At 62.8% G+C, this 23,211-nt stretch carries 28 protein-coding genes; 14 read left to right on the top strand and 14 right to left on the bottom strand.

Annotated features, from left to right (window positions below):
- Nucleotides 1-52 precede the first annotated feature (52 nt).
- The 5 genes from SAZ10_RS03105 (at nt 53) to SAZ10_RS03085 (ending at nt 2,821) form a co-directional block, all read left to right on the top strand.
- Complete coding sequence (locus SAZ10_RS03105) at nt 53-664, top strand: CDP-alcohol phosphatidyltransferase family protein (RefSeq protein WP_412535154.1); 612 nt, start codon at nt 53-55, stop codon at nt 662-664.
- Nucleotides 661-1,272 (top strand): lysophospholipid acyltransferase family protein, encoded by a 612-nt coding sequence (locus tag SAZ10_RS03100; protein ID WP_318607684.1) that lies wholly within the window; start codon nt 661-663, stop codon nt 1,270-1,272. The genes SAZ10_RS03105 and SAZ10_RS03100 overlap by 4 nt, the downstream gene beginning before the upstream one ends.
- Entirely contained in the window at nt 1,269-2,198 is a 930-nt protein-coding gene (locus SAZ10_RS03095) for a phosphatidate cytidylyltransferase (protein ID WP_318607683.1), read from the top strand. The genes SAZ10_RS03100 and SAZ10_RS03095 overlap by 4 nt, the downstream gene beginning before the upstream one ends.
- 70 nt (nt 2,199-2,268) lie before the next feature.
- A complete protein-coding gene (locus SAZ10_RS03090) occupies nt 2,269-2,547 on the top strand; it encodes a toxin (protein WP_318607682.1) in 279 nt (92 codons plus the stop codon).
- 1 nt (nt 2,548) lies between these two features.
- Entirely contained in the window at nt 2,549-2,821 is a 273-nt protein-coding gene (locus SAZ10_RS03085) for a CopG family antitoxin (RefSeq protein WP_318607681.1), read from the top strand.
- Nucleotides 2,822-2,847: 26 nt separating this feature from the next.
- On the opposite strand, the gene SAZ10_RS03080 is transcribed toward SAZ10_RS03085, so the two are convergent.
- Nucleotides 2,848-5,535, bottom strand: a complete 2,688-nt coding sequence (locus tag SAZ10_RS03080; protein WP_318607680.1) for an ATP-dependent helicase — start codon at nt 5,533-5,535, stop codon at nt 2,848-2,850.
- Between the two features lie 202 nt (nt 5,536-5,737).
- Between SAZ10_RS03080 and SAZ10_RS03075 the strand changes: the two genes are divergently transcribed.
- Nucleotides 5,738-8,053, top strand: coding sequence for a glucose/quinate/shikimate family membrane-bound PQQ-dependent dehydrogenase (locus SAZ10_RS03075; protein ID WP_318607679.1), 2,316 nt, complete (start codon nt 5,738-5,740; stop codon nt 8,051-8,053).
- A gap of 125 nt (nt 8,054-8,178) precedes the next feature.
- Here the strand turns inward: SAZ10_RS03075 and SAZ10_RS03070 are convergent, their stop codons facing one another.
- The 3 genes from SAZ10_RS03070 to SAZ10_RS03055 form a co-directional block, all read right to left on the bottom strand.
- A complete protein-coding gene (locus SAZ10_RS03070; RefSeq protein ID WP_318607678.1) occupies nt 8,179-8,622 on the bottom strand; it encodes a hypothetical protein in 444 nt (147 codons plus the stop codon).
- Nucleotides 8,623-9,042: 420 nt separating this feature from the next.
- Nucleotides 9,043-9,600 (bottom strand): OmpA family protein, encoded by a 558-nt coding sequence (locus tag SAZ10_RS03060; protein ID WP_318607677.1) that lies wholly within the window; start codon nt 9,598-9,600, stop codon nt 9,043-9,045.
- Between the two features lie 38 nt (nt 9,601-9,638).
- Entirely contained in the window at nt 9,639-10,328 is a 690-nt protein-coding gene (locus tag SAZ10_RS03055) for a L,D-transpeptidase (protein WP_318607676.1), read from the bottom strand.
- 278 nt (nt 10,329-10,606) lie between these two features.
- On the opposite strand from SAZ10_RS03055, the gene SAZ10_RS03050 reads away from it, so the two are divergent.
- Complete coding sequence (locus SAZ10_RS03050; protein WP_318607675.1) at nt 10,607-10,951, top strand: hypothetical protein; 345 nt, start codon at nt 10,607-10,609, stop codon at nt 10,949-10,951.
- Here SAZ10_RS03050 and SAZ10_RS03045 read toward each other — a convergent pair.
- Entirely contained in the window at nt 10,948-12,024 is a 1,077-nt protein-coding gene (locus tag SAZ10_RS03045) for a serine/threonine protein kinase (protein ID WP_412535145.1), read from the bottom strand. The genes SAZ10_RS03050 and SAZ10_RS03045 overlap by 4 nt on opposite strands.
- An 89-nt stretch (nt 12,025-12,113) precedes the next feature.
- Between SAZ10_RS03045 and SAZ10_RS03040 the strand changes: the two genes are divergently transcribed.
- Nucleotides 12,114-12,992, top strand: a complete 879-nt coding sequence (locus SAZ10_RS03040) for a dienelactone hydrolase family protein (RefSeq protein WP_318607673.1) — start codon at nt 12,114-12,116, stop codon at nt 12,990-12,992.
- Between the two features lie 136 nt (nt 12,993-13,128).
- Here SAZ10_RS03040 and SAZ10_RS03035 read toward each other — a convergent pair whose 3' ends face one another.
- The 6 genes from SAZ10_RS03035 to SAZ10_RS03010 form a co-directional block, all read right to left on the bottom strand.
- Nucleotides 13,129-13,599 carry a DUF1801 domain-containing protein gene (locus tag SAZ10_RS03035; RefSeq protein ID WP_318607672.1) on the bottom strand — a complete coding sequence of 157 codons (471 nt, stop codon included), beginning with the start codon at nt 13,597-13,599 and terminating at the stop codon, nt 13,129-13,131.
- A 186-nt stretch (nt 13,600-13,785) separates the two neighbouring features.
- Entirely contained in the window at nt 13,786-14,265 is a 480-nt protein-coding gene (locus SAZ10_RS03030) for a DUF1801 domain-containing protein (protein WP_318607671.1), read from the bottom strand.
- 5 nt (nt 14,266-14,270) lie between these two features.
- Nucleotides 14,271-14,498 (bottom strand): hypothetical protein, encoded by a 228-nt coding sequence (locus SAZ10_RS03025; protein ID WP_318607670.1) that lies wholly within the window; start codon nt 14,496-14,498, stop codon nt 14,271-14,273.
- 58 nt (nt 14,499-14,556) lie between these two features.
- Nucleotides 14,557-14,988, bottom strand: a complete 432-nt coding sequence (locus tag SAZ10_RS03020) for an SRPBCC domain-containing protein (RefSeq protein WP_318607669.1) — start codon at nt 14,986-14,988, stop codon at nt 14,557-14,559.
- Nucleotides 14,985-15,308 carry a metalloregulator ArsR/SmtB family transcription factor gene (locus SAZ10_RS03015; RefSeq protein WP_318607668.1) on the bottom strand — a complete coding sequence of 108 codons (324 nt, stop codon included), beginning with the start codon at nt 15,306-15,308 and terminating at the stop codon, nt 14,985-14,987. Before SAZ10_RS03015 ends, SAZ10_RS03020 begins: the two co-directional genes overlap by 4 nt.
- Before the next feature lie 142 nt (nt 15,309-15,450).
- Entirely contained in the window at nt 15,451-16,335 is an 885-nt protein-coding gene (locus SAZ10_RS03010) for an alpha/beta hydrolase (RefSeq protein ID WP_318607667.1), read from the bottom strand.
- A 153-nt stretch (nt 16,336-16,488) separates the two neighbouring features.
- Between SAZ10_RS03010 and SAZ10_RS03005 the strand changes: the two genes are divergently transcribed.
- Nucleotides 16,489-16,785, top strand: coding sequence for a nucleotidyltransferase family protein (locus SAZ10_RS03005; RefSeq protein ID WP_318607666.1), 297 nt, complete (start codon nt 16,489-16,491; stop codon nt 16,783-16,785).
- Entirely contained in the window at nt 16,775-17,113 is a 339-nt protein-coding gene (locus tag SAZ10_RS03000) for a DUF86 domain-containing protein (RefSeq protein ID WP_318607665.1), read from the top strand. The genes SAZ10_RS03005 and SAZ10_RS03000 overlap by 11 nt, the downstream gene beginning before the upstream one ends.
- A 3-nt stretch (nt 17,114-17,116) precedes the next feature.
- Here SAZ10_RS03000 and SAZ10_RS02995 read toward each other — a convergent pair whose 3' ends face one another.
- On the bottom strand, nt 17,117-18,007 hold the full coding sequence (locus tag SAZ10_RS02995; RefSeq protein ID WP_318607664.1) for an EamA family transporter: 891 nt from the start codon (nt 18,005-18,007) through the stop codon (nt 17,117-17,119).
- Nucleotides 18,008-18,096: 89 nt separating this feature from the next.
- Here SAZ10_RS02995 and SAZ10_RS02990 point away from each other — a divergent pair, with 89 nt between their 5' ends.
- Nucleotides 18,097-18,573 carry an Lrp/AsnC family transcriptional regulator gene (locus SAZ10_RS02990; RefSeq protein WP_318607663.1) on the top strand — a complete coding sequence of 159 codons (477 nt, stop codon included), beginning with the start codon at nt 18,097-18,099 and terminating at the stop codon, nt 18,571-18,573.
- Between the two features lie 47 nt (nt 18,574-18,620).
- Nucleotides 18,621-19,145 carry a hypothetical protein gene (locus SAZ10_RS02985; protein WP_318607662.1) on the top strand — a complete coding sequence of 175 codons (525 nt, stop codon included), beginning with the start codon at nt 18,621-18,623 and terminating at the stop codon, nt 19,143-19,145.
- On the opposite strand, the gene SAZ10_RS02980 is transcribed toward SAZ10_RS02985, so the two are convergent.
- Both SAZ10_RS02980 and SAZ10_RS02975 read right to left on the bottom strand, forming a co-directional pair.
- Entirely contained in the window at nt 19,129-19,611 is a 483-nt protein-coding gene (locus tag SAZ10_RS02980) for a thioesterase family protein (protein WP_318607661.1), read from the bottom strand. The genes SAZ10_RS02985 and SAZ10_RS02980 overlap by 17 nt on opposite strands.
- A gap of 11 nt (nt 19,612-19,622) precedes the next feature.
- Nucleotides 19,623-20,414: a hypothetical protein gene (locus tag SAZ10_RS02975; protein ID WP_318607660.1), complete on the bottom strand. Its 792-nt coding sequence runs from the start codon at nt 20,412-20,414 to the stop codon at nt 19,623-19,625.
- A 131-nt stretch (nt 20,415-20,545) separates the two neighbouring features.
- Here SAZ10_RS02975 and SAZ10_RS02970 point away from each other — a divergent pair, with 131 nt between their 5' ends.
- Nucleotides 20,546-21,961, top strand: coding sequence for an FAD-binding oxidoreductase (locus SAZ10_RS02970; RefSeq protein ID WP_318607659.1), 1,416 nt, complete (start codon nt 20,546-20,548; stop codon nt 21,959-21,961).
- Between the two features lie 258 nt (nt 21,962-22,219).
- Entirely contained in the window at nt 22,220-23,167 is a 948-nt protein-coding gene (locus tag SAZ10_RS02965; RefSeq protein WP_318607658.1) for a substrate-binding domain-containing protein, read from the top strand.
- The last annotated feature ends 44 nt before the right edge of the window (nt 23,168-23,211 follow it).

The raw sequence follows: 23,211 nt of genomic DNA, 5'->3' as shown, positions 1-23,211 counted from the left end.
TTTCGTAATATGATCCGGAATCGGGAGGGTTGGGATCTTGCCCGACGAGACAATGGCCAGGCGCCCGATTGCGGCGCGCTCTTCTGCATGGGCAGTCGCGCTCAGCGCGCGGTTGGCGCGCGCCGGCGTTACGCCGAACGCGATCTCGGTGGGTTCCATCATATTTGGCGCGATCGGCGGGCTGCTGATCGGGCTGACCGCCCACCCGGTCGGGTGGCTCATCGCGGCGGCATGCGTGCAACTGCGCCTCGTCTCAAACCTGCTCGACGGGATGGTGGCGATCGAGGGCGGCCTCAAGACCAAAACCGGGCCGATCTATAACGAGTTTCCGGATCGCATTGCCGACACGTTCTTGCTCGTGCCGCTCGGCTATGCGGCTGGGGAGCCGTGGCTCGGCTGGGCCTCGGCTTTGCTTGCAGCGCTCACGGCCTATGTCCGGGTCTTCGGCGGCGCAGTCGGCCTCGTCCAGGATTTTTCCGGCATCATGGCAAAGCAGCGGCGCATGGCGGCGCTGACCGTCGGGCTCGTTGCGCAGACCATGGAGTGGTTCTTCTCAGCCACGCACTGGTCGCTGCTGATGGCGGCAGTGCTCATCGCCGGCGGATCCCTTGTCACCTGCATAACCCGCACGATCAAAATCGCGCGGAAGCTGGAGCGTGCATGACCGCTCTCATTCGGCGCTTCCTCGTCGTCTTGGTGCGCATCCTGGTCGGCGCGCGCAGCGAATGGCAAGGCTGCCGGCCGGATACCAGGCGACGCATCTATTTCGCCAATCACAGCAGCCATTTCGACACGGTCGCAGTGATGGCCGCGCTGCCCTGGGAAGTGCGGCGGCGCACCCATCCCGTCGCGGCGCGCGATTATTGGGGCGTAAGCCGTCTGCGCCGCTTCATCGCGGAGAAGCTGCTGCGCGCGGTGCTGATCGACCGCCAGCCCGCGCCCGGCAGCCAGCCTCTCGCACCGCTCGAGCATGTGCTCGAGGAGGGAAGGTCGATACTGATCTTCCCGGAAGGCACGCGCGCCGAAGGCGACGAGATTGCGGCTTTCAAGAGTGGGATCTACCGGCTTGCGCTGGCCTTCCCCGACGTGGAATTGGTTCCGGTCTATCTCGACAATCTGAGCCGCATCCTGCCCAAGGGAAGCTGGCTCGTCGTGCCGATCACCTGCACGGCGCGCTTCGGTACGCCGCTCCGCGTCGAACCGGGCGAGCAGAAGGAGGCCTTTCTCGAAAGGGCCCGCGCAGCCGTGAAGGCGCTGGGGAAGGCGCGATGAACGCAACGCTCGAAACCGTGCTCTACGGCCTTGTCGGACTGCTTGCGACAGCCTCGCTGATCGGTCTGGTCCTGCAATGGCGGGCAACCAAGGCCGAAACCGTGAAGACGGTCGAGAACCTCAACGCCCGCATCCGCTCCTGGTGGGTCATGGTCTTTCTCGTCGGCGGCGCGATCGCGCTCGGCGAGGCGGCCACGATCCTGCTGTTCGCGCTCATCTCATTCATCGCGCTGCGCGAATTCTGGACACTGACGCCTTCGCGGCGCGGCGATCATCTGGCGCTGTTCCTGTCCTTCTTCGTTGTGCTCCCGCTCAACTACCTGCTGCTCGCCGACGACTGGTACGGCCTCTTCATCATCTTCATACCCGTCTACGCGTTCCTGCTGCTGCCGGCGATCGCGACGCTCGCCGGCGACACCGGCGAATTCCTGGCGCGCAGCGCCAAAGTACAATGGGGGCTGATGCTGGCCGTCTATGCGATCAGCCACGCGCCCGCGCTCCTGCTGCTCGATACAGGCGTGCCGAGCGCGCTGCTGATCGTTTATCTGATCGTCGTCGTGCAGCTCTCGGATGTGCTCCAGTATGTCTGGGGCAAGCTCATCGGCAAGACGCGGCTTTCGCCCTCGATCAGCCCGTCGAAGACGGTGGAAGGGCTGATCGGCGGCGGGCTCTCGGCGATCCTGGTCGGCACGCTGCTCCACAAGATGACGCCCTTCACGCCGCTGCAGGCTGCCGGCATGAGCTCCGTGATCGTAATTGCAGGCTTTTTCGGCGGCTTTGTGCTGTCGGCCATCAAGCGCGACCTCAACACCAAGGACTGGGGCTACATCATCGAGGGCCATGGCGGCGTGCTCGACCGTGTGGATTCGCTCACCTTCGCGGCGCCGCTGTTTTTCCACCTGACACGGTATTGGTTTACGGCGTGAGGAATTGAACCTCGATCTCCCTCCGCAGGGGGAGGGCATTGCATCTTGATATGTATGGAATACATATTGCATGACGGACCAGACGATTGAGTGGAGCCCCGAAAAGAATGCCGAATTGAAGAGGCGACACGGCTTTGGCTTTGAGCGCGTGCTGGTTGCTCTATCGGAAGGTGCATTGCTCGACGAGCGCGGGCATCCAAACACAGACAAGTATCGGCATCAGCGTCAACTCGTCGTGGCGATCGAGGGCTATGCCTGGATCGTACCGTTCGTGACTGACGGAGAGACGATTTTCTTCAAGACAATGTTCCCGAGTCGCAAGGCGACGCGGGACTATCTCGGAGGCTAAAATGGGCAAAAGACAGGCACTGGCCATCGACCCCGAAGAGCGTGATCTGACCGAGAGCACCGAGCGCGGCGAGTGGGTCTCGGTCGGCAACATCGAGGCGCGGCGCGACTTCTGGCGCGAGGTAGCCCGAGGTGCTCTCGACGGCAAGCGTCAGCGCATCTCGATCTCCATTCCCGAACGCGACCTCGCTCGGCTCAAGGCACGCGCGGCGGAGGAGGGGATGCCCTATCAGACGCTGATCAACTCCATCCTGCACAAATATGTAGAGGGCTGATATCCAAGAGTTCCCAGTTCAGTCTTTCACGCCGCCCGGACAAACCCGTCCAGCACCTTCTTCTGCCCCGCTTTGTCGAAGTCGATGGTGAGCTTGTTGCCTTCGATCGCCGCGATGTTGCCGTTGCCGAATTTCTGGTGGAACACGCGGTCGCCGACCTTGAAGGGGGAGGGGGAGTCGGCGACGGACTTGGCGACCAACTCGCCCTCGATGGTACGGCCCTTTACCGAGCCGCGGCCGGCGCCATAGCCGGAATCCGGCTCGCCATAGCCGATGCGCTCGACGGCATGGCCGGACCGCGTGCCCCAGTTGCGGTCGGTCGCTTCGGTGCGGTTCGCCTGGGCGCGTGCCCAGCCGGGCGTGGCGTAGGAGTTGGAGAAGGACCGGCCGCCAGCTGACCCTTGGTCGCCGCGCCCGGCATAGGCGCCGCTCGGCGAACCGAGATTGTCGAAGCGAGAGGCGCCGTAGGGATTCTGTCGTCCGAAGCCGCCCGTGCCGTAGCCGCCATAGGATGAGTTGGTGTCGTCGACCTCGACATGGGTTTCCGGCAATTCGTCGAGGAAACGGGACGGGATGGTCGACTGCCAGAGCCCGTGGATGCGGCGGTTCGAGACGAACCATATGTGCAGGTTGCGCTTGGCTCGAGTGAGGCCGACATAGGCCAGCCGCCGCTCCTCCTCGAGCCCGGAGCGGCCACCCTCGTCGAGCGCCCGCTGATGCGGGAAGAGGCCTTCCTCCCAGCCGGGCAGGAAGACGGTCTCGAATTCCAGGCCCTTGGCGGAGTGGAGAGTCATGATGTTGACGGCGTCCGTGTCGGAGTTCTGCTCGGCGTCCATGACCAGCGCGACATGCTCGAGGAAGGCGCGCAGCGACTCATATTCCTCCATGGAGCGGATCAGCTCCTTGAGGTTCTCGAGCCGGCCCGGCGCCTCGGCGGAGCGGTCGTTCTTCCACATCTCGGTGTAGCCACTCTCCTCGAGGATGATCTCGGCGAGCTCGGTGTGTGGCTTCGATTCGAGCAGGCCCTGCCAGCGGGCGAAGTTGGCGGCGACCTCGCGGAGCGCGGCGCGTGGTTTCGGCTTCAGCTCGTCGCTCTCGGCGAGGTTTCCCGCAGCTTCCAGCATCGGGACGCCCAGCGCGCGAGCGGTGGCGTGGACCTGGGCAACGGTGGATTCGCCCAAGCCGCGCTTCGGCACGTTGATGATGCGCTCGAAGGCGAGGTCGTCGGCGCCCTGCGCGACAACGCGCAGATAGGCGAGCGCGTCGCGTATCTCCATTCGCTCGTAGAAACGCGGGCCGCCGATGACGCGGTAATTGAGGCCCAGCGTGACGAAGCGATCTTCGAACTCGCGCATCTGGAAGGAGGCGCGCACCAGGATCGCCATGTCGTTGAGATTGTGGCCCTGGCGCTGCAGCCGCTCTATCTCGTCGCCGACGGCGCGCGCTTCTTCCTCCGAATCCCATGCGGCATGGACGAAGACCTTCGGGTCCTCGGGGTCGACGCGGTCTGTGAAGAGGGTCTTGCCGAGCCGGCCCTCATTGTGGGCGATCAGATGGGAGGCGGTGCCGAGAATGTGTTTGGTGGAGCGATAATTGCGCTCCAGGCGGATCACCGTGGCGCCGGGGAAATCCTTCTCGAAGCGCAGGATGTTGTCCACTTCGGCGCCGCGCCAGCCGTAGATGGACTGGTCGTCGTCGCCGACACAACAAATATTAATCTGTTGTGTGGGTTTTTTCTCGCTCACGCGCTGTTCCGCGCGGGCCGGCGCGGGCGCTCCGCGGGGGCCTCGCAACGGCTCGGGCGCCCGGTCGGGCTTGCGGCCTTCGGCCGATTGCCCCTCACCTTCTTCCCTTGGACGGGGAGAAGATGACTGTCCCTGCGGCCGCTGCGCAATCAGCCTCAGCCACATGTACTGCGCGGTGTTGGTATCCTGGTACTCGTCGACCAGGATGTATTTGAACTTGCGGTGGTATTCGGCGAGCACGTCGTGGTGCTCGCGGAAGATGCGAATAGGGTGGAGCAGGAGGTCGCCGAAATCGCAGGCGTTCAGGGTCGAGAGCCGGTCCTGGTAGGCGCGGTAGAGCTCGCGGCCCTTGCCATTGCCGAATGAACGGGCGTCTCCCTCGGGAATGTCCTTCGGCCCGAGCCCCTTGTTTTTCCAATTGTCGATCATCATCGCCAGGGTGCGCGGCGGCCAGCGCTTGTCGTCGAGACCCTCGGCCTGGATCAGCTGGCGCAGGAGCCGCACCTGATCGTCGGTGTCGAGGATCGTGAAATCGCGCTTGAGATTGGCGAGCTCAGCGTGGCGGCGAAGCAGCTTGACGCCGATCGAGTGGAAGGTGCCGAGCCAGGGCATGCCCTCGACATTGTTCTCGCCTATCAACAGGCCGATGCGCTGCTTCATCTCGCGCGCGGCTTTGTTGGTGAAGGTCACCGCAAGGATCTGGGATGGGAAGGCCCGGCCGGTCGCCAGGATATGGGCGATGCGGGTGGTGAGCACACGCGTCTTGCCCGTGCCCGCGCCGGCAAGCACCAGAACCGGCCCCTCGGTCGTCTCGACGGCTAGCCGCTGCTCCGGGTTCAGCCCTTCGAGATAGCTCGGCGCGGCAGCGGCGCGGGCGGCCATGGCGCGCGCGGCAATGCCTCCCGAGCGGGCAGGGGCAGGCTCGGGCGGTTCATCAAAGAAAGGTATGTCGTCGGGATTGCCGGACATCGCCCCGAATGTAGTGATTCGGGCAGGAAAGGCCAGCCGCGTGTCCGATTTGTTCCGGATTTAGACATCGCGCAGGTGACACTCGCCCGGCCATGTCCCTTCGTTGACAGCGCGACAAAGTGAACTGGAGAGCGCGCCGGCCGCAGGAACAGCTTTCCGTGCTCGCGGGTTAGGCAACGCCACCGCACCAAGGAGCACGGCCATGGCGATCGCTGTCACCTGCCTCATCTTCCTGATTGTCGGTCTTGCGATCGGCGCCGGCGGCATCTGGCTCGTCGCGCTCGGCGGGAACTGGTATTACGCGATCGCCGGGCTGGCTTTCATCATCACCGCTGTCTTGCTGTGGCGCCGCAATCACGCAGCGCTCTGGCTCTACGCAGCGCTGATGCTCGGCACGCTGATCTGGGCTGTTTCGGAAATCGGCTTCGACTGGTGGCAGCTCGGCGCGCGAGGCGGCGTGATCGTGCTTCTGGGGCTCTGGCTGCTGACGCCATGGGTGCGCAGGACGCTGAAGGGGGCGTCCGGGACCCCAGCGCTCCTCGTAGCGACGCTCGCCTCGCTGGGCGTGGCCGCCTATTCGCTGACGATCGACCCCTACAACATGGCCGGCGAGCTCAGCACGGAAAAGGTCACGGCGACACCAAATCTCGGCGGCCAGATGCCAGCCGGCGAATGGCAATTCTACGGGCGCACTCAGTTCGGCCAGCGCTATTCGCCGCTCACAAAGATCACGACCGACAATGTCGGCAACCTTACGCTGGCCTGGACCTATCGCACCGGTGACATTCGCGGGCCCGCCGACGTCCCAGAGACAACCTATCAAGTAACGCCGCTCAAGATCGGCGACACGCTCTACATCTGCACACCGCACGATCTGGCGATCGCCCTCGACGCCGCGACAGGAAAGGAGAAATGGCGATTCGACGCAAAGATCAGACCGGAAAGCCAGCGCCAACACCAGACCTGCCGCGGGGTAGCCTATTTTCACGATACCAAGGTGGCGGCCGGACAGCCGTGTGCTGAGCGCATCTACCTGCCGACTTCGGATGCGCGCCTGATCGCGCTCGACGCCGCCAATGGCCAGGTGTGCCCGGGCTTTGCCGAGGGCGGGACCCTGAACTTGCTCGCGAATATGCCTTATGCGAACAAATCCGGTTACTACTACTCCACTTCGGCGCCCCTGATCGCCGGCGGCAAGATCATCGTCGGCGGCGCGGTGAACGATGATTATTCGACGCAGGAGCCTTCCGGCGTCATCCGTGCCTATGATGCCGACACCGGCCGGCTGATCTGGAACTGGGACTCCGGCAATCCGGACCAGACCACGCCGCTGCCGGCCGGCCAGCTCTATACGAACAACTCGCCCAACATGTGGTCGACGGCGAGCGCCGACGAGGCGCTCGGATTGGTCTATGTGCCGCTCGGCAACCAGACTCCGGACCAGCTCGGCATGAACCGCAGCGAGAATGTCGAGAGGTTTTCGTCATCGATCACCGCGCTCGACCTCAACACCGGGCAAGTGCGCTGGGTGCGCCAGACTGTTCACCACGACCTCTGGGATATGGACGTGCCGGCGCAGCCCACGCTGGTCGACATCACGACCGCGAACGGACTCGTACCGGCCCTGGTCGGACCGACCAAGCAAGGCGACATCTACGTGCTCGATCGCCGCAGCGGCGAGCCCATTATCCCCGTGCACGAGGTGCCTGCGCCGGACGGTGCCATTGAAGGGGATCACACCGCACCGACACAACCGGTGTCGGGGCTCTCCTTCAATCCTCCGCCGCTGGTGGAAGCCAACATGTGGGGCATCACCATGTTCGACCAGCTCGCCTGCCGGATCGCCTTCCATAAGCTGCGTTACGAAGGCCGCTATACGCCGCCGTCTCTGCAGGGGTCGCTCGTCTACCCCGGCAATTTCGGTACGTTCAACTGGGGCGGTGTCGCCGTCGACCCGGTCCGGCAAGTGATGTTCGGCATGCCGACCTATCTCGCCTTCGTCTCCAGGTTGATCCCGCGGGCGGATGTACCGCCGCAAAATGCCAGCGCGGGCAGCGAGCAGGGGCTGAACCGCAACGAAGGGGCGCCCTATGCGGTGGTGATGGGTCCCTTCCTTTCACCGCTCGGCGTTCCCTGCCAGGCGCCACCCTGGGGCTATGTCGCAGGTGTGGACCTGAGGACCGGCAACATCGCCTACAAGCACCGAAACGGCACGGTTTACGACATGTCGCCGCTGCCGCTGCCCTTTAGGGTTGGCGTGCCCGGCATTGGCGGGCCGATGATCACGGCAGGCGGAGTCGTCTTTCTCGGGGCAGCGGTCGATAACTTCTTCAGGGCCTACGACCTGACGACCGGGCTGCAGCTCTGGCAGGCGCGGCTGCCTGCCGGCGGGCAGGCCACGCCGATGACCTACGAGACCTCCGACGGTCGCCAGTTCGTCGTCATCGTCGCCGGCGGGCACGGCTCGATCGGTACCAAAGCCGGAGACTATGTCATGGCCTACGCGCTGCCGAAGTAAGCGGGGAACCGGGGCAGTTTGCTTTTTCCGCTTGCGTCAGTTCTCCACCGCGGCTGTTCTTCTGCGAAAAAGGTAAACTGTCCCCGGCGCCTCCCAGTCCAGGCTGCGCTTGGGCAGTCTCGCGCTTAAGAGAGGCCAAGATGGCCCTTCAGGCCGGGCACCGAGTCTACCACCTCCTTGACCAGGTCCGGGCCTGCGGCCGCCTCCGCCTTCTGGATCACCGTCGTACCCGCCTCACGGATCTGCTCGGCATCGAGGCCTGACGCCCGCAGCTGGGAGATGCCGTTGATCAGGGCCCCGGCCTGGCCACCGAGCACGTTGCCGAGCGCAGAGCTCAGTGTGCTGAGAAGCCCGCCGGCAGCGCCTTCGCCGGTCGCAGCCGGCGCCGTCACATCGTACTGCCCGGCAAGATCGCTGGCGCCCGGTATCTTTGCCAGAAGCTCCCCTACACGACTGCCCTGGGCTTCGTGCTGGAGCACGGAGAAGATCGTACCGACGACCTTCTCGCCTGCAGCTTGATCAACTCCGACCTTCTCACAAATTTCAGCAATGATGTCCTGTGCGTTCATGGCTGCACCTCCATGCAGATCTTTCAGATGCGCATTGCAGCATACCCACCCTGATCGCCGACCGAGGCGGCGAGATCATGGTGGCGGTGGATTGTGGGATATAGGGCCCCCAGCGAATTTCAGAACTCAGCGGACACCAGTAAGTGATCTACTCACCTCCGGCCACGCGGGGCAAGGCGTCGAGAGGGATCTTGAGGCAACGCCGGCCGTTCGCCTCGGCTCGGGCAGCCGGTGGGCGCGCAGATTGACCTGCAACGCGGACAGGATGAGTTCCTGCATGGGCAAGGTCTTGTCGCGCGCCATGCGCTGGACAACAAGGATGCTTGGTCGCAACCGGCAATATGGGTGTTCGAGCGCTTCTGCTGGGCGACGTGCTTCCCCGGAGCGGCTCTCGACTGCCGTGACTGGAAGGGCTGAAGGTTACGACGTGTCGCGCTCGTTTCGCAGGTTGGTTACGACACGGCGATTTTGCACCTTGCAGGACCTGTCCGGGCAGTCGCGCACCAGACGGTCCTTGCCGTAGCCCTTGGCCCACATGCGTTTGGAGTCGATGCCGCCGGCGGCGAGATAAGCCATCACCGCATCGGCGCGTTTCTGGGAAAGGGCGACCTGCTGTGAATCGCCGCTTCCGTCATCAGCAAAACCTTGAAGTTTCACAAGCCACTGCGGGTATTTCTTCAACCATGCGATCTGGGTGTCGAGTGTCGCCTTGGCGGTCGAATCCAGCGTGGCCGAACCTTGTGGGAAGAAAGTGCGACGGCCGACATTGAGGACGAAGTCCTCCTCGCTGCCCGGCTGCAGGTTCTCGAAGCCCGGCGCCGCCTCGTTGGTCTGGCCGCTGGTGACAACCTTCAGTTCGGCATCGTTTCCGGGGGCGTTGTTCGTGGGTGTGGATAGGGTTGTGGATGTGCAAGCGGCGGCGAGCATGAGAAGGCCGGCGCAAGCCGCAGCTCGCGTCAGTCCATTGACGGCGTTCATATGATGTCCCCTCATCGATTTTCCCTTCCGAACCGTCCTTACTGCCCGATCGTTGGATCGACCGGCAGCTTCAGCCCGGCTGCCTGGTCGGCGATGTGCGGCAACACCCAAACGGCGGTTCCGATTGGACAGCGCTGGTAGAGATCCATGACATACTCGGGGAACATGCGGATGCAGCCGCTCGATGCATCGGTGCCGATGCTTTCCGGATTTATCGTCCCGTGGATGCGGTAACCCGTATCGGCGTTGCCGTTGAACAGATACATGGCGCGCGCGCTCAGCGGATTCTTCATGGAGCCGCCATCAACGAAAGGCGGCAACTCCGGGTGGCGCGCGATCATCTCCTTCGGCGGGATCCATTTCGGCCACAGCACCTTGTTTTCAATCGTGGCGCGGCCGTACCACTTGAAGCCCTCCTTGCCGACGGCGATGCCGTAGCGGATGGCCGTCTTGTTCTCCATGATCAAGTAGAGCATGTGGTGAAGCGTATCGACCACCACAGTGCCCTGAGGCTCATTGCTGAAATATTTGACGACCTGCTTGCGCCATTTCGGGTCGATCCTGTCGAAGTTGGTCGTCCTGTAGGTGACGCCGTTGTCCACGGCGGTGCCGAGGAAGTATGAGCCCGTGGTCTTCTTCGGCTTTGCCGCCCAAGCGCTCGTGGATACGGCGGGAGCGGCGAGTGCGGTCAGCCCGGCGACCAACACATCGCGTCTCGTCTTCATCATCGGCGATCCCCTCCAATCGATGCCAATATGAATTGGTAAGCGATCGCCATCAAACTTCAAACTAAGCGGCTTTTTCAAGCCAGTTACCGTAGAATACAGCCATCGAAGCGCGTTGATGCTCGCCTAACGTATCTTTTCGGCCACGTTCGTCTCACTGCACGAGATACGGCGGTGGGATTCTCAGCGTCGTGATGCAGCACTGCTTGCCATGACCGGATGCCTGGACCCGCTTGACAAAATGGACGCTGGAATGTGCCCTTAGGGAAGGGGGACGAACCATGACAACTTCAACTCGATCCGACACCGTCAACTGGCGGGCCTACCAGCTCGTATCCTGCTATCTTTTGCTGAGCCTCCTTTGGGCGGTCATAGTTCCGGGCGGTGCGTGGCCGCTATCGCCCTGGCACTATGTATCGATGGGCATCGACCTCGTGCTGCTCGCCAGCGTGCTTTTGCTGCGGCCGCGGCTCTTCCCGGAAAATGGCCGTAATTATCCGCGCGTCACCCGGGCGAACATCTTGTTCGGACTCGGTCTCGTCGCCGGCGTTGGCCTGCTGCTCATCCGTTTCACCAGCGACGCGGCGTGGTGGACAGGGCATCTTCGGTCCGGGCTGCCGTTTTAGCCGACCTCCATCCGCGAGATACGGCGGTCGGAGAAGTTGAGGCGACCGGCAGCGACCGCATGCGCAGTCGCGGCAAGTGCGGGATCGCCCTCCACGAGCGCGTCCAGTTCGGTCATCTGGTTCATGGCGATGAGCTGCAGGATGTCGGCGCGCGGTGTGCCGTCCGCACGGCGGGGCAGGGCGGCCACGGGCTGCACCAGGTCGGCGCCGTCGGTCTTGGCGAGCGCTGTGGGCTCTGCCGTCTCGACGAAGGCGTAGATACCGACGCCCTTCGACGGCAGAGGGAACGGGGCGAGCGCCACATCCGATACGCCGGGCAGGGATCTCAGCCGGGCGATGATGCCTGGGCCCTCACGATCGATGCGGTCATGCGTGCCTTCGCCATCGGACCAGCGGAAGAAGCCGCGCGTGACCAGGTTGTAGAGCTTCTTGCCGGTCGCCATCCAGATGCGCGAAGGCAGCGACCGGCGGGCGAGCACGCGGCGCCCGGTCGGCGTCATAAAATCCGGGGCGAAGGCGCGCTGCTGCTTCAGAAGATGGCGGAAATCCTCATAGGCCATCAGCCTGAAAAGCCAGCCCTTGCGGCGGTGACGGCTGGCGAGCTGGAAATCGATGAGGGCGGCGAGACCGTCCGGCGTCATCAGCCAGTTCTGCGGCTTGGCAAGGTCGTTGTGGGTGACACCACGGCGTCGGAACTCGCGCAGCAGCCGGTGCGCATCGCGATACCAGGCGGGGTGGGCAGGGCGGGCAAGGTGCAGTGGCGTGCCGTCGGTCCAGGAGCGGTAGAGCCCGTCACTGTCGACGGAATGGAGCTGGGGAACGCCACGCATGCCTCGGATCGCGCGAAGCACGGCAATCTCTCGGCGCGCGAGCACCCAGCCGATCGGCCGCGACCAGAACGGCGCAGCGGTGACGACGCGACGGATCACCGCTGCGTGCGGCGCGCCGGCGAAGTGACCCTTCCGGGTCTCCGAGAAGAGATCGCGCTTCAGAACGGTTTCGGGGACGAATTCGACCATCGGCGGCGTCATATGCTGTCGGCGAGGGCAGCGCAACCGAGGGCTGGGGATCACGACTGCTCACTCATCACTCACCCATCTGTGAGTGGACCGCAGTGGGACTGGCTCTATCGTTTCGGGGCAGACGGCCGAGGGAGGAAATCATGAACAAGCCACACATCACTCAGGCGATGATAGACGCGTATGACGACTACACGCATCTGACGCTCGACCGTCGCGATTTCATGGGGAAACTGACGAAACTCGCCGGATCGGGCGCTGCGGCTGCGGCTATCGTGCCGCTGCTCGCCGCAAATTCGGCGAAGGCGGCCATCGTGGCCGAGGACGACAAGCGGTTGAAGGGGCAGGATATTACCTATCCCGGATCGACCGGCGATATGAAGGGCTATCTGGTGTACCCCGCGGACCGGAGCGGCAGGCTTCCGGCCGTGATCGTCATCCACGAGAACCGCGGGCTCAATCCGCATATCCGCGATGTCGCGCGGCGCATCGCGCTGGAAGGTTTCGTCGTCCTCGCGCCCGACTTCCTTTCGCCGCTCGGCGGCACCCCGCCGGACGAGGATCGGGCACGCGGAATGTTCGACCGGCTCACCCCGGGGCAGGTGTCAGCCGACGGCGTGACGACGGTGGCCTTCCTGGAGAAGAATGAATTGACCAACGGCAAGGTCGGCGTGGTCGGCTTCTGCTGGGGCGGCGGTGCGGCGAACAATCTGGCTGTTGCCTCCCCCGACCTCGCAGCGGCGGTCGCCTATTACGGAGCCCAGCCCAAGAAAAAAGAGGACATAGCCAAGATCAAGGCGCCGCTGCTCCTGCATTATGCCGGTAAGGACGAGCGCACCAATGCCGGAATCGACGCCTACAAGGCGGCACTGAATGCGGCCGGCAAGCAATACACGATCTATGTCTATGAAGGCGCGCAGCACGCCTTCAACAACGACACGTCCGAAGCGCGCTACGACAAGCAAGCGGCGGAGCTCGCCTGGGGCCGCACGATCGCGTTCCTGAAGGAGAAGCTGAGTTAGGGGTGCAATTCGTTTGACGCAGGCGCTTCCCCTCACCCTTACCCTCTCCCCGTCCTTTACGGGGAGAGGGTAAGGGTGAGGGGCAGCGCCGACCTAAAACAGTGGGCTCTAAACTGGCGCAATGCCAGAGCGCTCCTCAAGCGACCGTCGGCCCCCTACGAGATCCACGCGCGGGAGCTGCAGGACGTGCCGATGTGTTCAGTACCACGGCGGCCTGAATCAGCGCCTTGAAAGCCTCTTCATCAATCTTGTCACCCTCGTGGAAATCAATGGCACGACGGGTGTTGCCTTCGAGGCTGGAGTTGAAGAGCCCCGAAGGATCTTCCAAGGAGGCGCCGTTGGCGAAGGTCAGCTTCACGGCGTTCTTGTATGTCTCACCGGTACAGATAATTCCGGCATGCGACCACACCGGAACGCCCAGCGGGTTCGACGGCTTTCTCCATTTCACTTCCTCGATCACTTCGGGGTCGGCCTGTTTGATGAGAGTTCGGAGCCGAGCGAGCATCTCGCCGCGCCAATCGCTTAGTCCCTTGATTTTCGAATCGATCAGCTGAGAGGGAGAAGCTTCTTCTTTTCCTTCTTCCAAGCCGCTCTTCGCCTGCTTCATGGCTGTGTCGCCCCGTTCATGATCGCCCTTGCTTTTCCGTCAGGTGAGGCCCGCAAGCGAGCATCCGGTGCTATTGCGTCTCACATCAATCATATCTCGGTGTCGCACCAACGCAGCATGTTGAGCCTGGCCGTACTTTCGGTGCATCGGCCACGCCATGCCACAAGCTCAGCTCACAGCGGCTGATCACATCCGTTCGCCGGGCAGTTGGCTGGCTTGCTTCACCCAAGCCGCGAACTGGGCCTCGTCGAACCGGTCCTGCTCGTGGATGTCGAGATAGCGCACTTCCTTATGCTTGGACTGGCCGGGAGGAACAGGACATAATGAGGCGCCGCGGAAGAAGGCCACTTTGACGTACTTCGTGAAGCAGTGAAAATTGAGGAACCAGCCCTGGTCCTCGACGCCGTAGAAGGGCGAGTTCCACTTGACGGCCTTTTGCACGCCGGGGACGATGCGCATGACGAGCTCGTCGATGCGGCGCCCGACATCGCTTTTCCAGCCCGGCATTGCCGCGATATAGGCCTGCACGGGCGCGTCACCATAACCCTTTGCGATCTGAGGGTTGCCGCCTGAGAGGAGGACAACCCCGTCCGACTGCGCCTTCGGTGCCGTCCTGCTCGGCCCTCCCGCGAGTTTCGTCGGTTTCCGGGATCTCTCGCTGGCCATTCCGCTCACCCCTGCTCGACGACGCGTCGCCCGCTGCGCCATCGCGTGGCGTGGGGCAGCACGAACATATAGAGGCCGGTGAACAGGAGCAGGAAGAGCGGAGGCAATGGCGCGTAGACGATCCAGGCAGGAGGTTCGCCAAGCGCCATTGCGATGAAGTTGGCGGCCACAGTCGCCGTAAAGGCAATCGACAGCCATCGGTGAATCTGTCGAATCGATTTGTTCCAGTTCAATGTGGCCTCCTTCGAAGATGAATCTGATCGGATTGGGTTGAGGTATCGGCGAAAGGCTTCAATCGATCCGGGCCACAAGCTGCTCCAGGTTCTCGAGGAACTGCTGCCAGCCAACTCTGGCGCCCCCATAGGCCTGCTTCTGATCGGGCCGGAAGCCGACCTGCTCCATGCGCAAATGAGTCCCCTTGCTTGTCGGGGTGAGCGTGAAGGTCACCACACTTCTCAAATCGAAGGCGTCGTCGTCGTGCGCAAAATTCCACGTATAAGAGAGAGTCTTTTCCGGCTCGATGGCGAGGACTTCGCAATCGAGCACCCCACCCCATTCTCCGCGCAGATTGAAACGGTGCCCAATGACCGGCTTGAAGTCGCTCTTCATGAGCCATTCCTCGATCAGGTGGGGCTGCGTGAGTGCGCGCCAGATCTTTTCCGGCGGAAACGCTATCTCCCGCTCGACGATGACGGAACGTGACTCAGTTGCGGGTTGGATCATTGGTCCATCCTTTTGAGCAGATCTTCGAGTTTGTCGAACCGGCTCTGCCAGAATCCGGTCATCTGACTTGTCCAGTCGATCAGCGGAGCCAGAGCGCCGAGCTCCGCGCTATAATGCGTCTGTCGCCCTTCATGGCGGTCGTGCACGAGCCCGGCCCGCTTCAGAACGCCGAGATGCTTCGACACAGCAGGTTGCGAGATCCCGGCCTGAGCCGTCAGAGCCCCGACGGTCTGCTCTCCTTCACGGCACAATCGCTCGAAGATGGCCCGCCGAGTCGGGTCGGCAAGCGTTCTGAAGAGCGCATCATGAGCGGTCGGCATCGAGGATCCATAACTCTCTGGCTATTGATCGACGTATAGCCAGCGAGATATGTGTTCGTCAAATGGGAAGATGGACCGGCACAAGAATCCGGGGGTGCGTCAGCGTCACTCACCAGGATTGCCCAGTGTCATCGGCGGGTCGTCACATATGGCGATGCATGAATTCACCGGCGCGGGCCAAGGCTTGGCGGCCAGGCTCGAGATGCGCGTTCCAAATTTGCCAAGCGTGGATCATGTGAGGCCAAATTTCGAGCGTCACCTCAACCTCTGCCGCACCGGCAGCAGATGCGAAACGCACCGAATCGTCGAGGAGCGTCTCGTTCGAACCGACCTGAATGAGGATCGGCGGAAGATCTCTTAGATCCCCGTAAAGCACGGAGAAGCGCGGGTCCTTGCGGTCCATTGCGGCCGGCACATAGGCGCGGGCCAGTTCTTCGAGATATTCCTTGTGGATGAGCGGATCGACATCGCTTTTGGTCGCGATCGTGGCGCCGGACATGGTGAGGTCTGTCCAGGGGGACACAAGCCAGACGCAGGCGGCAAGCTCCTCGCCGGCCTCGCGCAGCCGGTTCAGCAGGGCAATCGTCAGCCCGCCGCCGGCACTGTCGCCGCCGACAGCGATGTTGCCGGCCGGATAACCCTGATCCCTGACGAAGCGCCATGCCGCAAAGGCATCGTCCAGCGCGGCAGGAAAAGGGTGCTCTGGCGCGAGCCGGTAACCTACCGCAAAGGTCCGCATGGCTCCGGCCCGGCCGGCCTCGGTCACCATCCTGCGATGGCTGAGGATCGAACCCGAGCAGTAGCCGCCGCCGTGAAAGAACATCAGGACGCGGGATGCGCCGCTGCCGGGCGCGATCGACCATTCGCCCTTGATGGCGCCGAACTCCGCCTCGTCGAGCTGAATATCCTCGGCGACAGGCCAGACCGACCCGACTTCGTCCAGACGCGCACGCCGCGCCGCCCAGCCGACCGGCCTCGGCTTGGCGCTGAGCAGGCTGCGGACGGCATCGATCTCGCTAGTGTCCACGCAAGGTTTCCACCCCCCCCTCGGTTGCAGTATGGATTATCAGCAAAAACTAAACAATGGTTCGGCCAGGCCAGTTCTGCGGGAGGAACTGGCTTGGTCTGCTTGCCAGACATTGCACTGGCACGGAGGTGGAGGGCGTTATATGTTTTGCCCATGGACCGCCAGAGCATCATCGCCACTTTGAAGAGGCATCAGGCCGAGTTGCAGCGGCAGGGTGTGAAGCACGTTGCCCTATTTGGCTCGGCTGCACGAGGTGATGCCGGACCGTGCAGTGATATCGACATCATGATCGATCTGGATCCCGAAGCTCACCTGGGCATGTACGAATATGTGAGCCTCAAGGATTACATTGAAGGCTTGTTCGACGGGCCAGTGGATGTCGTCAATCGCGAGGGGCTGAAGCCCTATGTTAAGCCATTGGCGCTGACAGACGCAGTGTATGCCTTCTAGAGACACGCGCAGAGTCCTGGCGGCGATCGCCTATAACGTCAGGCTGGCACATCGGTTTGTGGAGGGCATGAGCTTCGAGGCTTTCGCTGAGGACGAACGCACACTGTATGCGGTGACGCGTTGCCTCGAGATCATCTCGGAAGCCTCCCGTCGGCTTCCGAGCGACCTGAAAGCGCGCCACCCGAATGTACCATGGGCGCAGATCGCCGGTGCCGGCAATATTTACCGCCACGACTATGAGGACGTGTTGGCGCGGATTCTCTGGATCACAGTGCGCGAGCAGTTGGACGCCTTAGAGCACGCGGTCGCGCAGGAACAGTCTACTTAAGGCTCATTCATTATGCTCCGGCAGAGGCTTGTGGATAGCGACGCCGGCTATGACCAGGGCGATGCCGAACAGGTCGCGCAGGCTGGGTATCTGCGCCAGCACGATTGCGCCAATGATGGTGGCGGTGGCCGGTAGCAGAGAGAGTAGAAGCGCGAAGCTTGCACGCGGCAGCCGCGACATTGCGAGCTGGTCGCAGATATAGGGGATCACCGACGAGCAGATGCCGACGCCGAAGGCTGCCGCGAGCAAGGCCGGCGACGGGAAGGCGGTGATTGCCTCGCTGAAGCCGACCGGCAGGGCGAGCACAGAGGCGACCGCCATGGCGGCCCCGAGATTGGCGACGCCATTCGAGGCGCCGGTAGCGGCGAGCCGATGTCCGAGCACGATGTAGCCGACGAACAGCGCTCCGTTGAGGAAGGCCCAGAACAGGCCCGCCGGATCGCTGCCCCATCTGATGTCGATCAGGATCAAAGCGCCGCCGACTGCAATGACCAGCGCGAGCAAGTTGCGACCGCTGCGCAGGCCGTAGAGCGCGACACCGATCGTGCCGACAAACTCGATCGCCGCGACCAGGGATATCGGCAGCCGGTCAAGCGCCAGATAGAACGAGCAGTTCATCAGCGCGAGACAGGCGGCGAAAGCGATCAGCAGCGCACGCTGGCTGGAATTCGCGAGGAGAATGGTGCGCCACGGCCTGGTGAGCGGCACGAAAACAAGCGCGGCCGAGGTGATGCGCAACCAGGCGACACCCAGCACCCCGATATGGTCGAAGAGCAGCACGGCGAATGCCGGGCCGAGATAGTGGAAGATGGCACTCACCCCGAACCAGGCAGGCGGCGGCACGAGATTCGCGATGCCGGAAGTTTCAGGTTTCGCTTGCGATTGAGCTTCCATGGGACAATGATCGCAGCCGGTCGCCTGGCGTTACATGGGTAATGGAAGGCGGATCGCGGGATATGCCTTTGAAAGTGTGGTGGAACGCGATGAAGCGGCTTCCAATCGAAAACGATCAGCTTGACGCGGTCGATCTGCGCATCGTCCGTACACTCCTCGAGGATGCGCGAACCAGCGTTGCCGAGATTGCGCGCAAGGTGAAGATGTCGGCGCCGAGCGTGGCAGAGCGTATGAGGCGGCTCGAGGAGAACGGCACGATCCAAGGCTATTCCGCGACGATCAATCCGGCGGCGCTCGGCCTGCCGCTCGGGGCCTGGCTTCGGGTTCGGCCGGTGCCCGGAGAGCTCGGCCGGGTCGTAGAGATCCTGAGGGATATCCCCGAGGTCGCGACCTGCGACCGCGTCACCGGCGAGGACTGCTTCATCGCCCGCGTTCAGGTCCGCTCGGTGGCTGACCTGGAGCGGGTGATCGATCGCATCATCCCGTATGCGATGACCAATACCGCTATCGTCCAGTCGTCGCCGGTGCCGTCACGGCTGCCATTGCCGGGGAATGGGTCGGATTGACTCTGCGGTCGCCCGCCCAATCTTCCGTTGTTTGCGGAGGAAGAGCGATGGCCGGCAACGATGTCATGCTTCAGGTTTTCGAGCCCGACGGCGGCGTTCCGAACAGCGAATTGCCGCTGGTATTCTGGCGAGGCAGGCTGCCCGGCAGCACGCGCAGCGGCAGTGCGGCGACGGCGCTTTACCGCAAGAACGGCTGGCAGGGCACCTGGGTCTACACGGTCTACCCGTTCTGGCATTTCCACACGCGTGGGCACGAGGTGCTCGCCTGCGTGTCCGGCAGCGCACGGATCGGCTTCGGCGGCGACCAGGGCATCAAGATCGATGTCGTGATCGGCGACGTCTGTGTGATCCCGGCCGGCGTCGGCCACCGGAAGTTCGATGCCTCAAGCGATTTCCAGATGGCGGGCGGCTACCCGCCCGGCCAGCAAGGCAACATCGTCAGGCCCGGCGAGATGCAGGACGACAGGATCGCCCGCGAGATCGCGGCACTGGCTTTGCCCGAAACAGATCCGATCAGCGGAACGCCTGATGGGGTGGTGGAGATCTGGCGCGAAGCTAGCTCTTTCTCTTGATCCCGATTGAGCGCCCCGCGCGCTCCGGTACCGGCAGCGCGGCGTGGGCGGCGCGCATCGCGTCGACCTTGGCCTGGATGTCGGGCGGGAAGGGCGCGACCTTCGGACCGGCCATGTTGACATGCAGCATCAAATTCTCGGAAGTAGCGGCGAGCCAGCCGTCGACATGCCTGAGTTCCTGGAAGAAGCGGATGCGCTTCTCGTCATTGTCGAGGATCTGCAGCGAGGCGGTCACGCGGTCGCCGAGATGGAGCTCGCGCACGTAGCAGATGTGCACTTCAGCCGTGTAGGAGGTAAACCGCCGTTCCTTCGCGTAGCTCGGCCCCATCCCCATCAACTCGAAGCCTTCGTCCGCGCCGCGATCGAACAGCACGTTGTAATACGCCATGTTGAGATGGCCGTTATAGTCGATCCAGTCCTTCTCGATCTCCATGACGCGGGACGTGAACGGGGCAGGGATCGACATCAGTACCTCAACTACAGATTTGCAGAGTTGGAGTCTGGGAGTACCCTATTTGCATCATAGAGTGCAAACGCACCAAGTGGAAAACCAAAAACCGCAACTACTTTTGCTAGAGCTGCTGCAAAGACAAGAAGATCGTCACCGCGCGCATAGCAAACAGCCTGTACCAGACAAAACTTGGGCGTCGGCTCACCAAATTCAGATCCACCAAAGATGGCGGCAAGCGCCATCAGAAGCGCAAAAGTAAAACTTCCAAACACTAGGGCGTTTGAAGGGCGCTTCTGGCGGCCCCATTGATATAGTTGCAGTCGCTCGGAAACAGACATTTTCCAATAGAGCAAAATGTATGCTATTGAAGTTAAAAGTCCAGCGATCATAAAAACAGTCACAATTGATTGGACTCTGAACAGTGAGGTCGGTGAAAGAGGTGGCTCCATTGCTGTCGCATATTTGCTAACGACTGGAATGTGTGTCGACCCTATTTGCGAAATTACAACTCCCGCTCGACCCGCTAGCCCTACACCAGATTCGGCATAGGTGAATGCAATAGCAAGGAGTTCAGCTGCCAGAAAACTCAATCCAACAGCGAGCATAAAAAAGGGTTGGTAGCGGCGAAAATCTGGTCCCGGCAGCGATTCTGGTGAGGTAGCGTTCCTGACCAAACTGCCGACAATTACTATGAAAGCGAAAAACAATATCGCGCCCGTCCACGATATTCGACTTTGAGTTGTCGCGGACTTCACAGCCCATGCGGGCAATAGGCAAAAGGCAAGTACTAAATATCCGATCAAAGTTCTGCGATTCATCAGGGCACCCCCACCCACCAGCCTGAATAGCTAACCCGGACAACTGCGCAACCAAAGCCCATATTTGTCATTGGACAGCGGTGCGGCAGACGGCCTAGATCAGCTCGCACTATGAGATAGCAGGGGTAGACATGTCTCTCGCGACAATCACCGCCGTGGAACGCAATGAGGCCGGCATAGCCGCGGTGCTCGGCATATTGAAGCAGCGCTTCGGCGAGCGCTTCCAGACCGGTGAGACGATCCGTTCCCAGCATGCGCATACGACCTCCTACATCCCCACCCAGGCGCCAGACGGCGTGGTGTGGCCCGAATCCACCGAGGAGGTGCAGGAGATCGTCCGGATCTGTGCCGAGAACCGCGTGCCCGTGATCGCCTTCGGCGTCGGCACCTCGCTCGAGGGCCATGTGAATGCGCCCGGCGGCGGCATCTCGCTCGACACGTCGCGCATGAACCGCATCCTCGAAGTGAATGCGGGCGACCTCGACTGCACGGTGGAGCCCGGCGTGACGCGCGAAGAGCTCAACCGCTACCTGCGCGACACCGGCCTGTTCTTCCCCATCGACCCCGGCGCAAACGCCACGCTGGGCGGCATGACGGCGACGCGCGCCTCCGGCACCAACGCCGTGCGATACGGGACCATGCGTGAGAACGTGCTGTCGCTGACGGCTGTGATGGCCGACGGGCGCGTGGTGAGGACCGGCAAGCGGGCGAAGAAAAGCTCGGCCGGTTACGACCTCACGCGGCTCCTGATCGGCTCGGAGGGAACACTCGGCATCATCACCGGGATCACGCTGAAGCTCTACGGCATCCCGCAGGCGATCGCCGGCGGCGTGTGCCCATTTCCGTCCGTGGAGGCCGCGTGCTCGGCGGTGATTGCGACCATCCAGATGGGCATTCCGGTCGCGCGCATTGAGCTTGCGAACCAACTGCAGATGAAAGCCATGATTGCCTATTCGAAGCTCGATTATCCCGAGACGCCCTGCCTGTTCGTCGAGTTTCATGGTTCGGAAGCGGGCGTCGCCGAGCAGGCGGCGGTGTTTGGCGAGATCGTCGCCGAATATGGCGGCGGGCCGTTCATTTCGGCGACCGCGGCCGAGGAGCGCGCGAAGCTCTGGAAAGCGCGGCACGACGCCTATTTCGCGTCGATGTCGCTGAAGCCTGGCATGACCGGGCTTTCGACCGATGTGTGCGTGCCAATCTCGCGGCTTGCCGAATGCATCGCCGAGACCGAGGCCGACATCTCCGAGCACGGTCTCATCGCACCGATCGTCGGCCATGTCGGCGACGGGAACTTCCATGTGCTGGTATTGATGGAGCCTGGCAACCCTGGGGATATCGAGGCGACGGAGGCGTTCGTGGCGCGGCTCAACAGGCGGGCGATCGCGTTTGACGGCACCTGCACGGGCGAGCACGGCATAGGCCAGGGCAAAATCGCCTTCATCGAGGAGGAGATGGGCGCCGGCGTCGACTTCATGCGCATGATCAAGCAGGCGCTCGACCCGCTGAACATCATGAATCCAGGGAAGATTTTGCCGGGTAAAGTGTAATCGGTCGACGATCACAGTGTTTGGTGGTGCCGGCGGTGCCATCGTCCTGAACTGCCGATCGGATTCGCAGGGCTTCGCAGATCGTGCCCACTACCTACAGCCCAGGCTGCGCAGTGCGGCGTGCTCCGATTTGTCCGACTTGTTGGTCCAACCGGCTCTGGCGTCCTTGCGCAGGCGTTCGACCTTGCGCTACGGTCGGCCGCCGGCGTGGAACAGGGTGGAGCCGTTGCCGTGGGCCGGTTGCCAGGGAGGAAAAATATGAACAGACGCGAGTTTTTGATGTCGTCGGCGGCCTTCGGTGCGCTTGCCGTCGCGGCGCCCGCGGCCTTCGGCCAGGACAAGCTGACGATCCTCGGCTCGGTACCGAGCCTCAGCTTTCCTTTTTTCGTACACATGCTGAACCAGATCAAAGCGGAAGCTCAGGAGCAAGGCGTCAACCTGATCGAGAGCGACGGGCAGAACTCCGCACCCAAGCAGACCGCCGACATCGAATCGGCCGTCGTGCAGAAGGTCAACGCCATCGTGATCTCGCCGCTTGACGTCAACGCGCTGGCGCCGGCGCTCGAGCAGGCCGTGCAGGCCGGCGTGCCGGTGGTGACGATCGACCGCCGCGTCGACGGCGTCGAAGGCATCCTCGCCCATGTGGGGGCCGACAACGTGAAGGGCGGCGAGGCCGAAGCGCAGGCGATGGTCAAGGACTTCCCGAACGGCGCCAAGCTGTTCCACCTGCAGGGGCAGCCCGGCGCCGGCCCGGCAATCGACCGCAACAAGGGCGTGCACAATGTGCTCGATCCCCTGAAGGACAAGTACCAGATCGTCTACGAGCAGACGGCGAACTTCGCCCGTGCCGAGGCGCTGAGCGTGACCGAGGCGGGGCTCGCAGCCAACGGCAAGCCAGACGCCATCATCTGCGCCAATGACGACATGGCGCTCGGCGCTGCCGAGGCCTGCGCCGCACGCGGTTTCAACGACGTGAAGATCTATGGTTTCGACGCATTGCCGGAGGCGCTGGTCGCGGTCAAGGAAGGCAAGCTCGCTGGCACCGTCGAGCAGTTCCCGGGCGAACAGTCCCGCACCGCCGTGCGCATCGCCGTTGCCTATGCCCGCGACAAGAAGGAGCCGGAGAACAAGCTCGTGCTGCTGACGCCGGAGGTCATCAGCAAGGACAACCTCGACAAGGCCGAGCGCATCGGCGAGACCAAGTAGAGCGGTCTTTCCAATAATCCGTTTGCGGCCGGGTCGCGCGATCA

The organism is Mesorhizobium sp. BAC0120 (assembly GCF_033542235.1).
In the GTDB taxonomy this organism is placed as follows: Bacteria; Pseudomonadota; Alphaproteobacteria; order Rhizobiales; family Rhizobiaceae; genus JAWRCU01.
This window is presented reverse-complemented; position numbering and strand designations above follow the sequence as displayed.

Bases quoted from the DNA above. Each gene is read 5' to 3' on its own strand.
- SAZ10_RS03020 (WP_318607669.1), bottom strand. From the start codon at position 14,988: ATGATCCAACCCGCAACTGAGTCACGTTCCGTCATCGTCGAGCGGGAG.
- SAZ10_RS03055 (WP_318607676.1), bottom strand. From the start codon at position 10,328: ATGATGAAGACGAGACGCGATGTGTTGGTCGCCGGGCTGACCGCACTC.
- SAZ10_RS02965 (WP_318607658.1), top strand. From the start codon at position 22,220: ATGAACAGACGCGAGTTTTTGATGTCGTCGGCGGCCTTCGGTGCGCTT.
- SAZ10_RS02990 (WP_318607663.1), top strand. From the start codon at position 18,097: ATGAAGCGGCTTCCAATCGAAAACGATCAGCTTGACGCGGTCGATCTG.
- SAZ10_RS03005 (WP_318607666.1), top strand. From the start codon at position 16,489: ATGGACCGCCAGAGCATCATCGCCACTTTGAAGAGGCATCAGGCCGAG.
- SAZ10_RS03100 (WP_318607684.1), top strand. From the start codon at position 661: ATGACCGCTCTCATTCGGCGCTTCCTCGTCGTCTTGGTGCGCATCCTG.
- SAZ10_RS03105 (WP_412535154.1), top strand. From the start codon at position 53: ATGGCCAGGCGCCCGATTGCGGCGCGCTCTTCTGCATGGGCAGTCGCG.
- SAZ10_RS03080 (WP_318607680.1), bottom strand. From the start codon at position 5,535: ATGTCCGGCAATCCCGACGACATACCTTTCTTTGATGAACCGCCCGAG.
- SAZ10_RS03060 (WP_318607677.1), bottom strand. From the start codon at position 9,600: ATGAACGCCGTCAATGGACTGACGCGAGCTGCGGCTTGCGCCGGCCTT.
- SAZ10_RS02975 (WP_318607660.1), bottom strand. From the start codon at position 20,414: ATGAATCGCAGAACTTTGATCGGATATTTAGTACTTGCCTTTTGCCTA.
- SAZ10_RS02980 (WP_318607661.1), bottom strand. From the start codon at position 19,611: ATGTCGATCCCTGCCCCGTTCACGTCCCGCGTCATGGAGATCGAGAAG.
- SAZ10_RS03070 (WP_318607678.1), bottom strand. From the start codon at position 8,622: ATGAACGCACAGGACATCATTGCTGAAATTTGTGAGAAGGTCGGAGTT.
- SAZ10_RS03035 (WP_318607672.1), bottom strand. From the start codon at position 13,599: ATGAAGCAGGCGAAGAGCGGCTTGGAAGAAGGAAAAGAAGAAGCTTCT.
- SAZ10_RS02995 (WP_318607664.1), bottom strand. From the start codon at position 18,007: ATGGAAGCTCAATCGCAAGCGAAACCTGAAACTTCCGGCATCGCGAAT.
- SAZ10_RS03050 (WP_318607675.1), top strand. From the start codon at position 10,607: ATGACAACTTCAACTCGATCCGACACCGTCAACTGGCGGGCCTACCAG.
- SAZ10_RS03085 (WP_318607681.1), top strand. From the start codon at position 2,549: ATGGGCAAAAGACAGGCACTGGCCATCGACCCCGAAGAGCGTGATCTG.
- SAZ10_RS02985 (WP_318607662.1), top strand. From the start codon at position 18,621: ATGGCCGGCAACGATGTCATGCTTCAGGTTTTCGAGCCCGACGGCGGC.
- SAZ10_RS03030 (WP_318607671.1), bottom strand. From the start codon at position 14,265: ATGGCCAGCGAGAGATCCCGGAAACCGACGAAACTCGCGGGAGGGCCG.
- SAZ10_RS03040 (WP_318607673.1), top strand. From the start codon at position 12,114: ATGAACAAGCCACACATCACTCAGGCGATGATAGACGCGTATGACGAC.
- SAZ10_RS03075 (WP_318607679.1), top strand. From the start codon at position 5,738: ATGGCGATCGCTGTCACCTGCCTCATCTTCCTGATTGTCGGTCTTGCG.
- SAZ10_RS03015 (WP_318607668.1), bottom strand. From the start codon at position 15,308: ATGCCGACCGCTCATGATGCGCTCTTCAGAACGCTTGCCGACCCGACT.
- SAZ10_RS03090 (WP_318607682.1), top strand. From the start codon at position 2,269: ATGACGGACCAGACGATTGAGTGGAGCCCCGAAAAGAATGCCGAATTG.
- SAZ10_RS03095 (WP_318607683.1), top strand. From the start codon at position 1,269: ATGAACGCAACGCTCGAAACCGTGCTCTACGGCCTTGTCGGACTGCTT.
- SAZ10_RS03000 (WP_318607665.1), top strand. From the start codon at position 16,775: ATGCCTTCTAGAGACACGCGCAGAGTCCTGGCGGCGATCGCCTATAAC.
- SAZ10_RS02970 (WP_318607659.1), top strand. From the start codon at position 20,546: ATGTCTCTCGCGACAATCACCGCCGTGGAACGCAATGAGGCCGGCATA.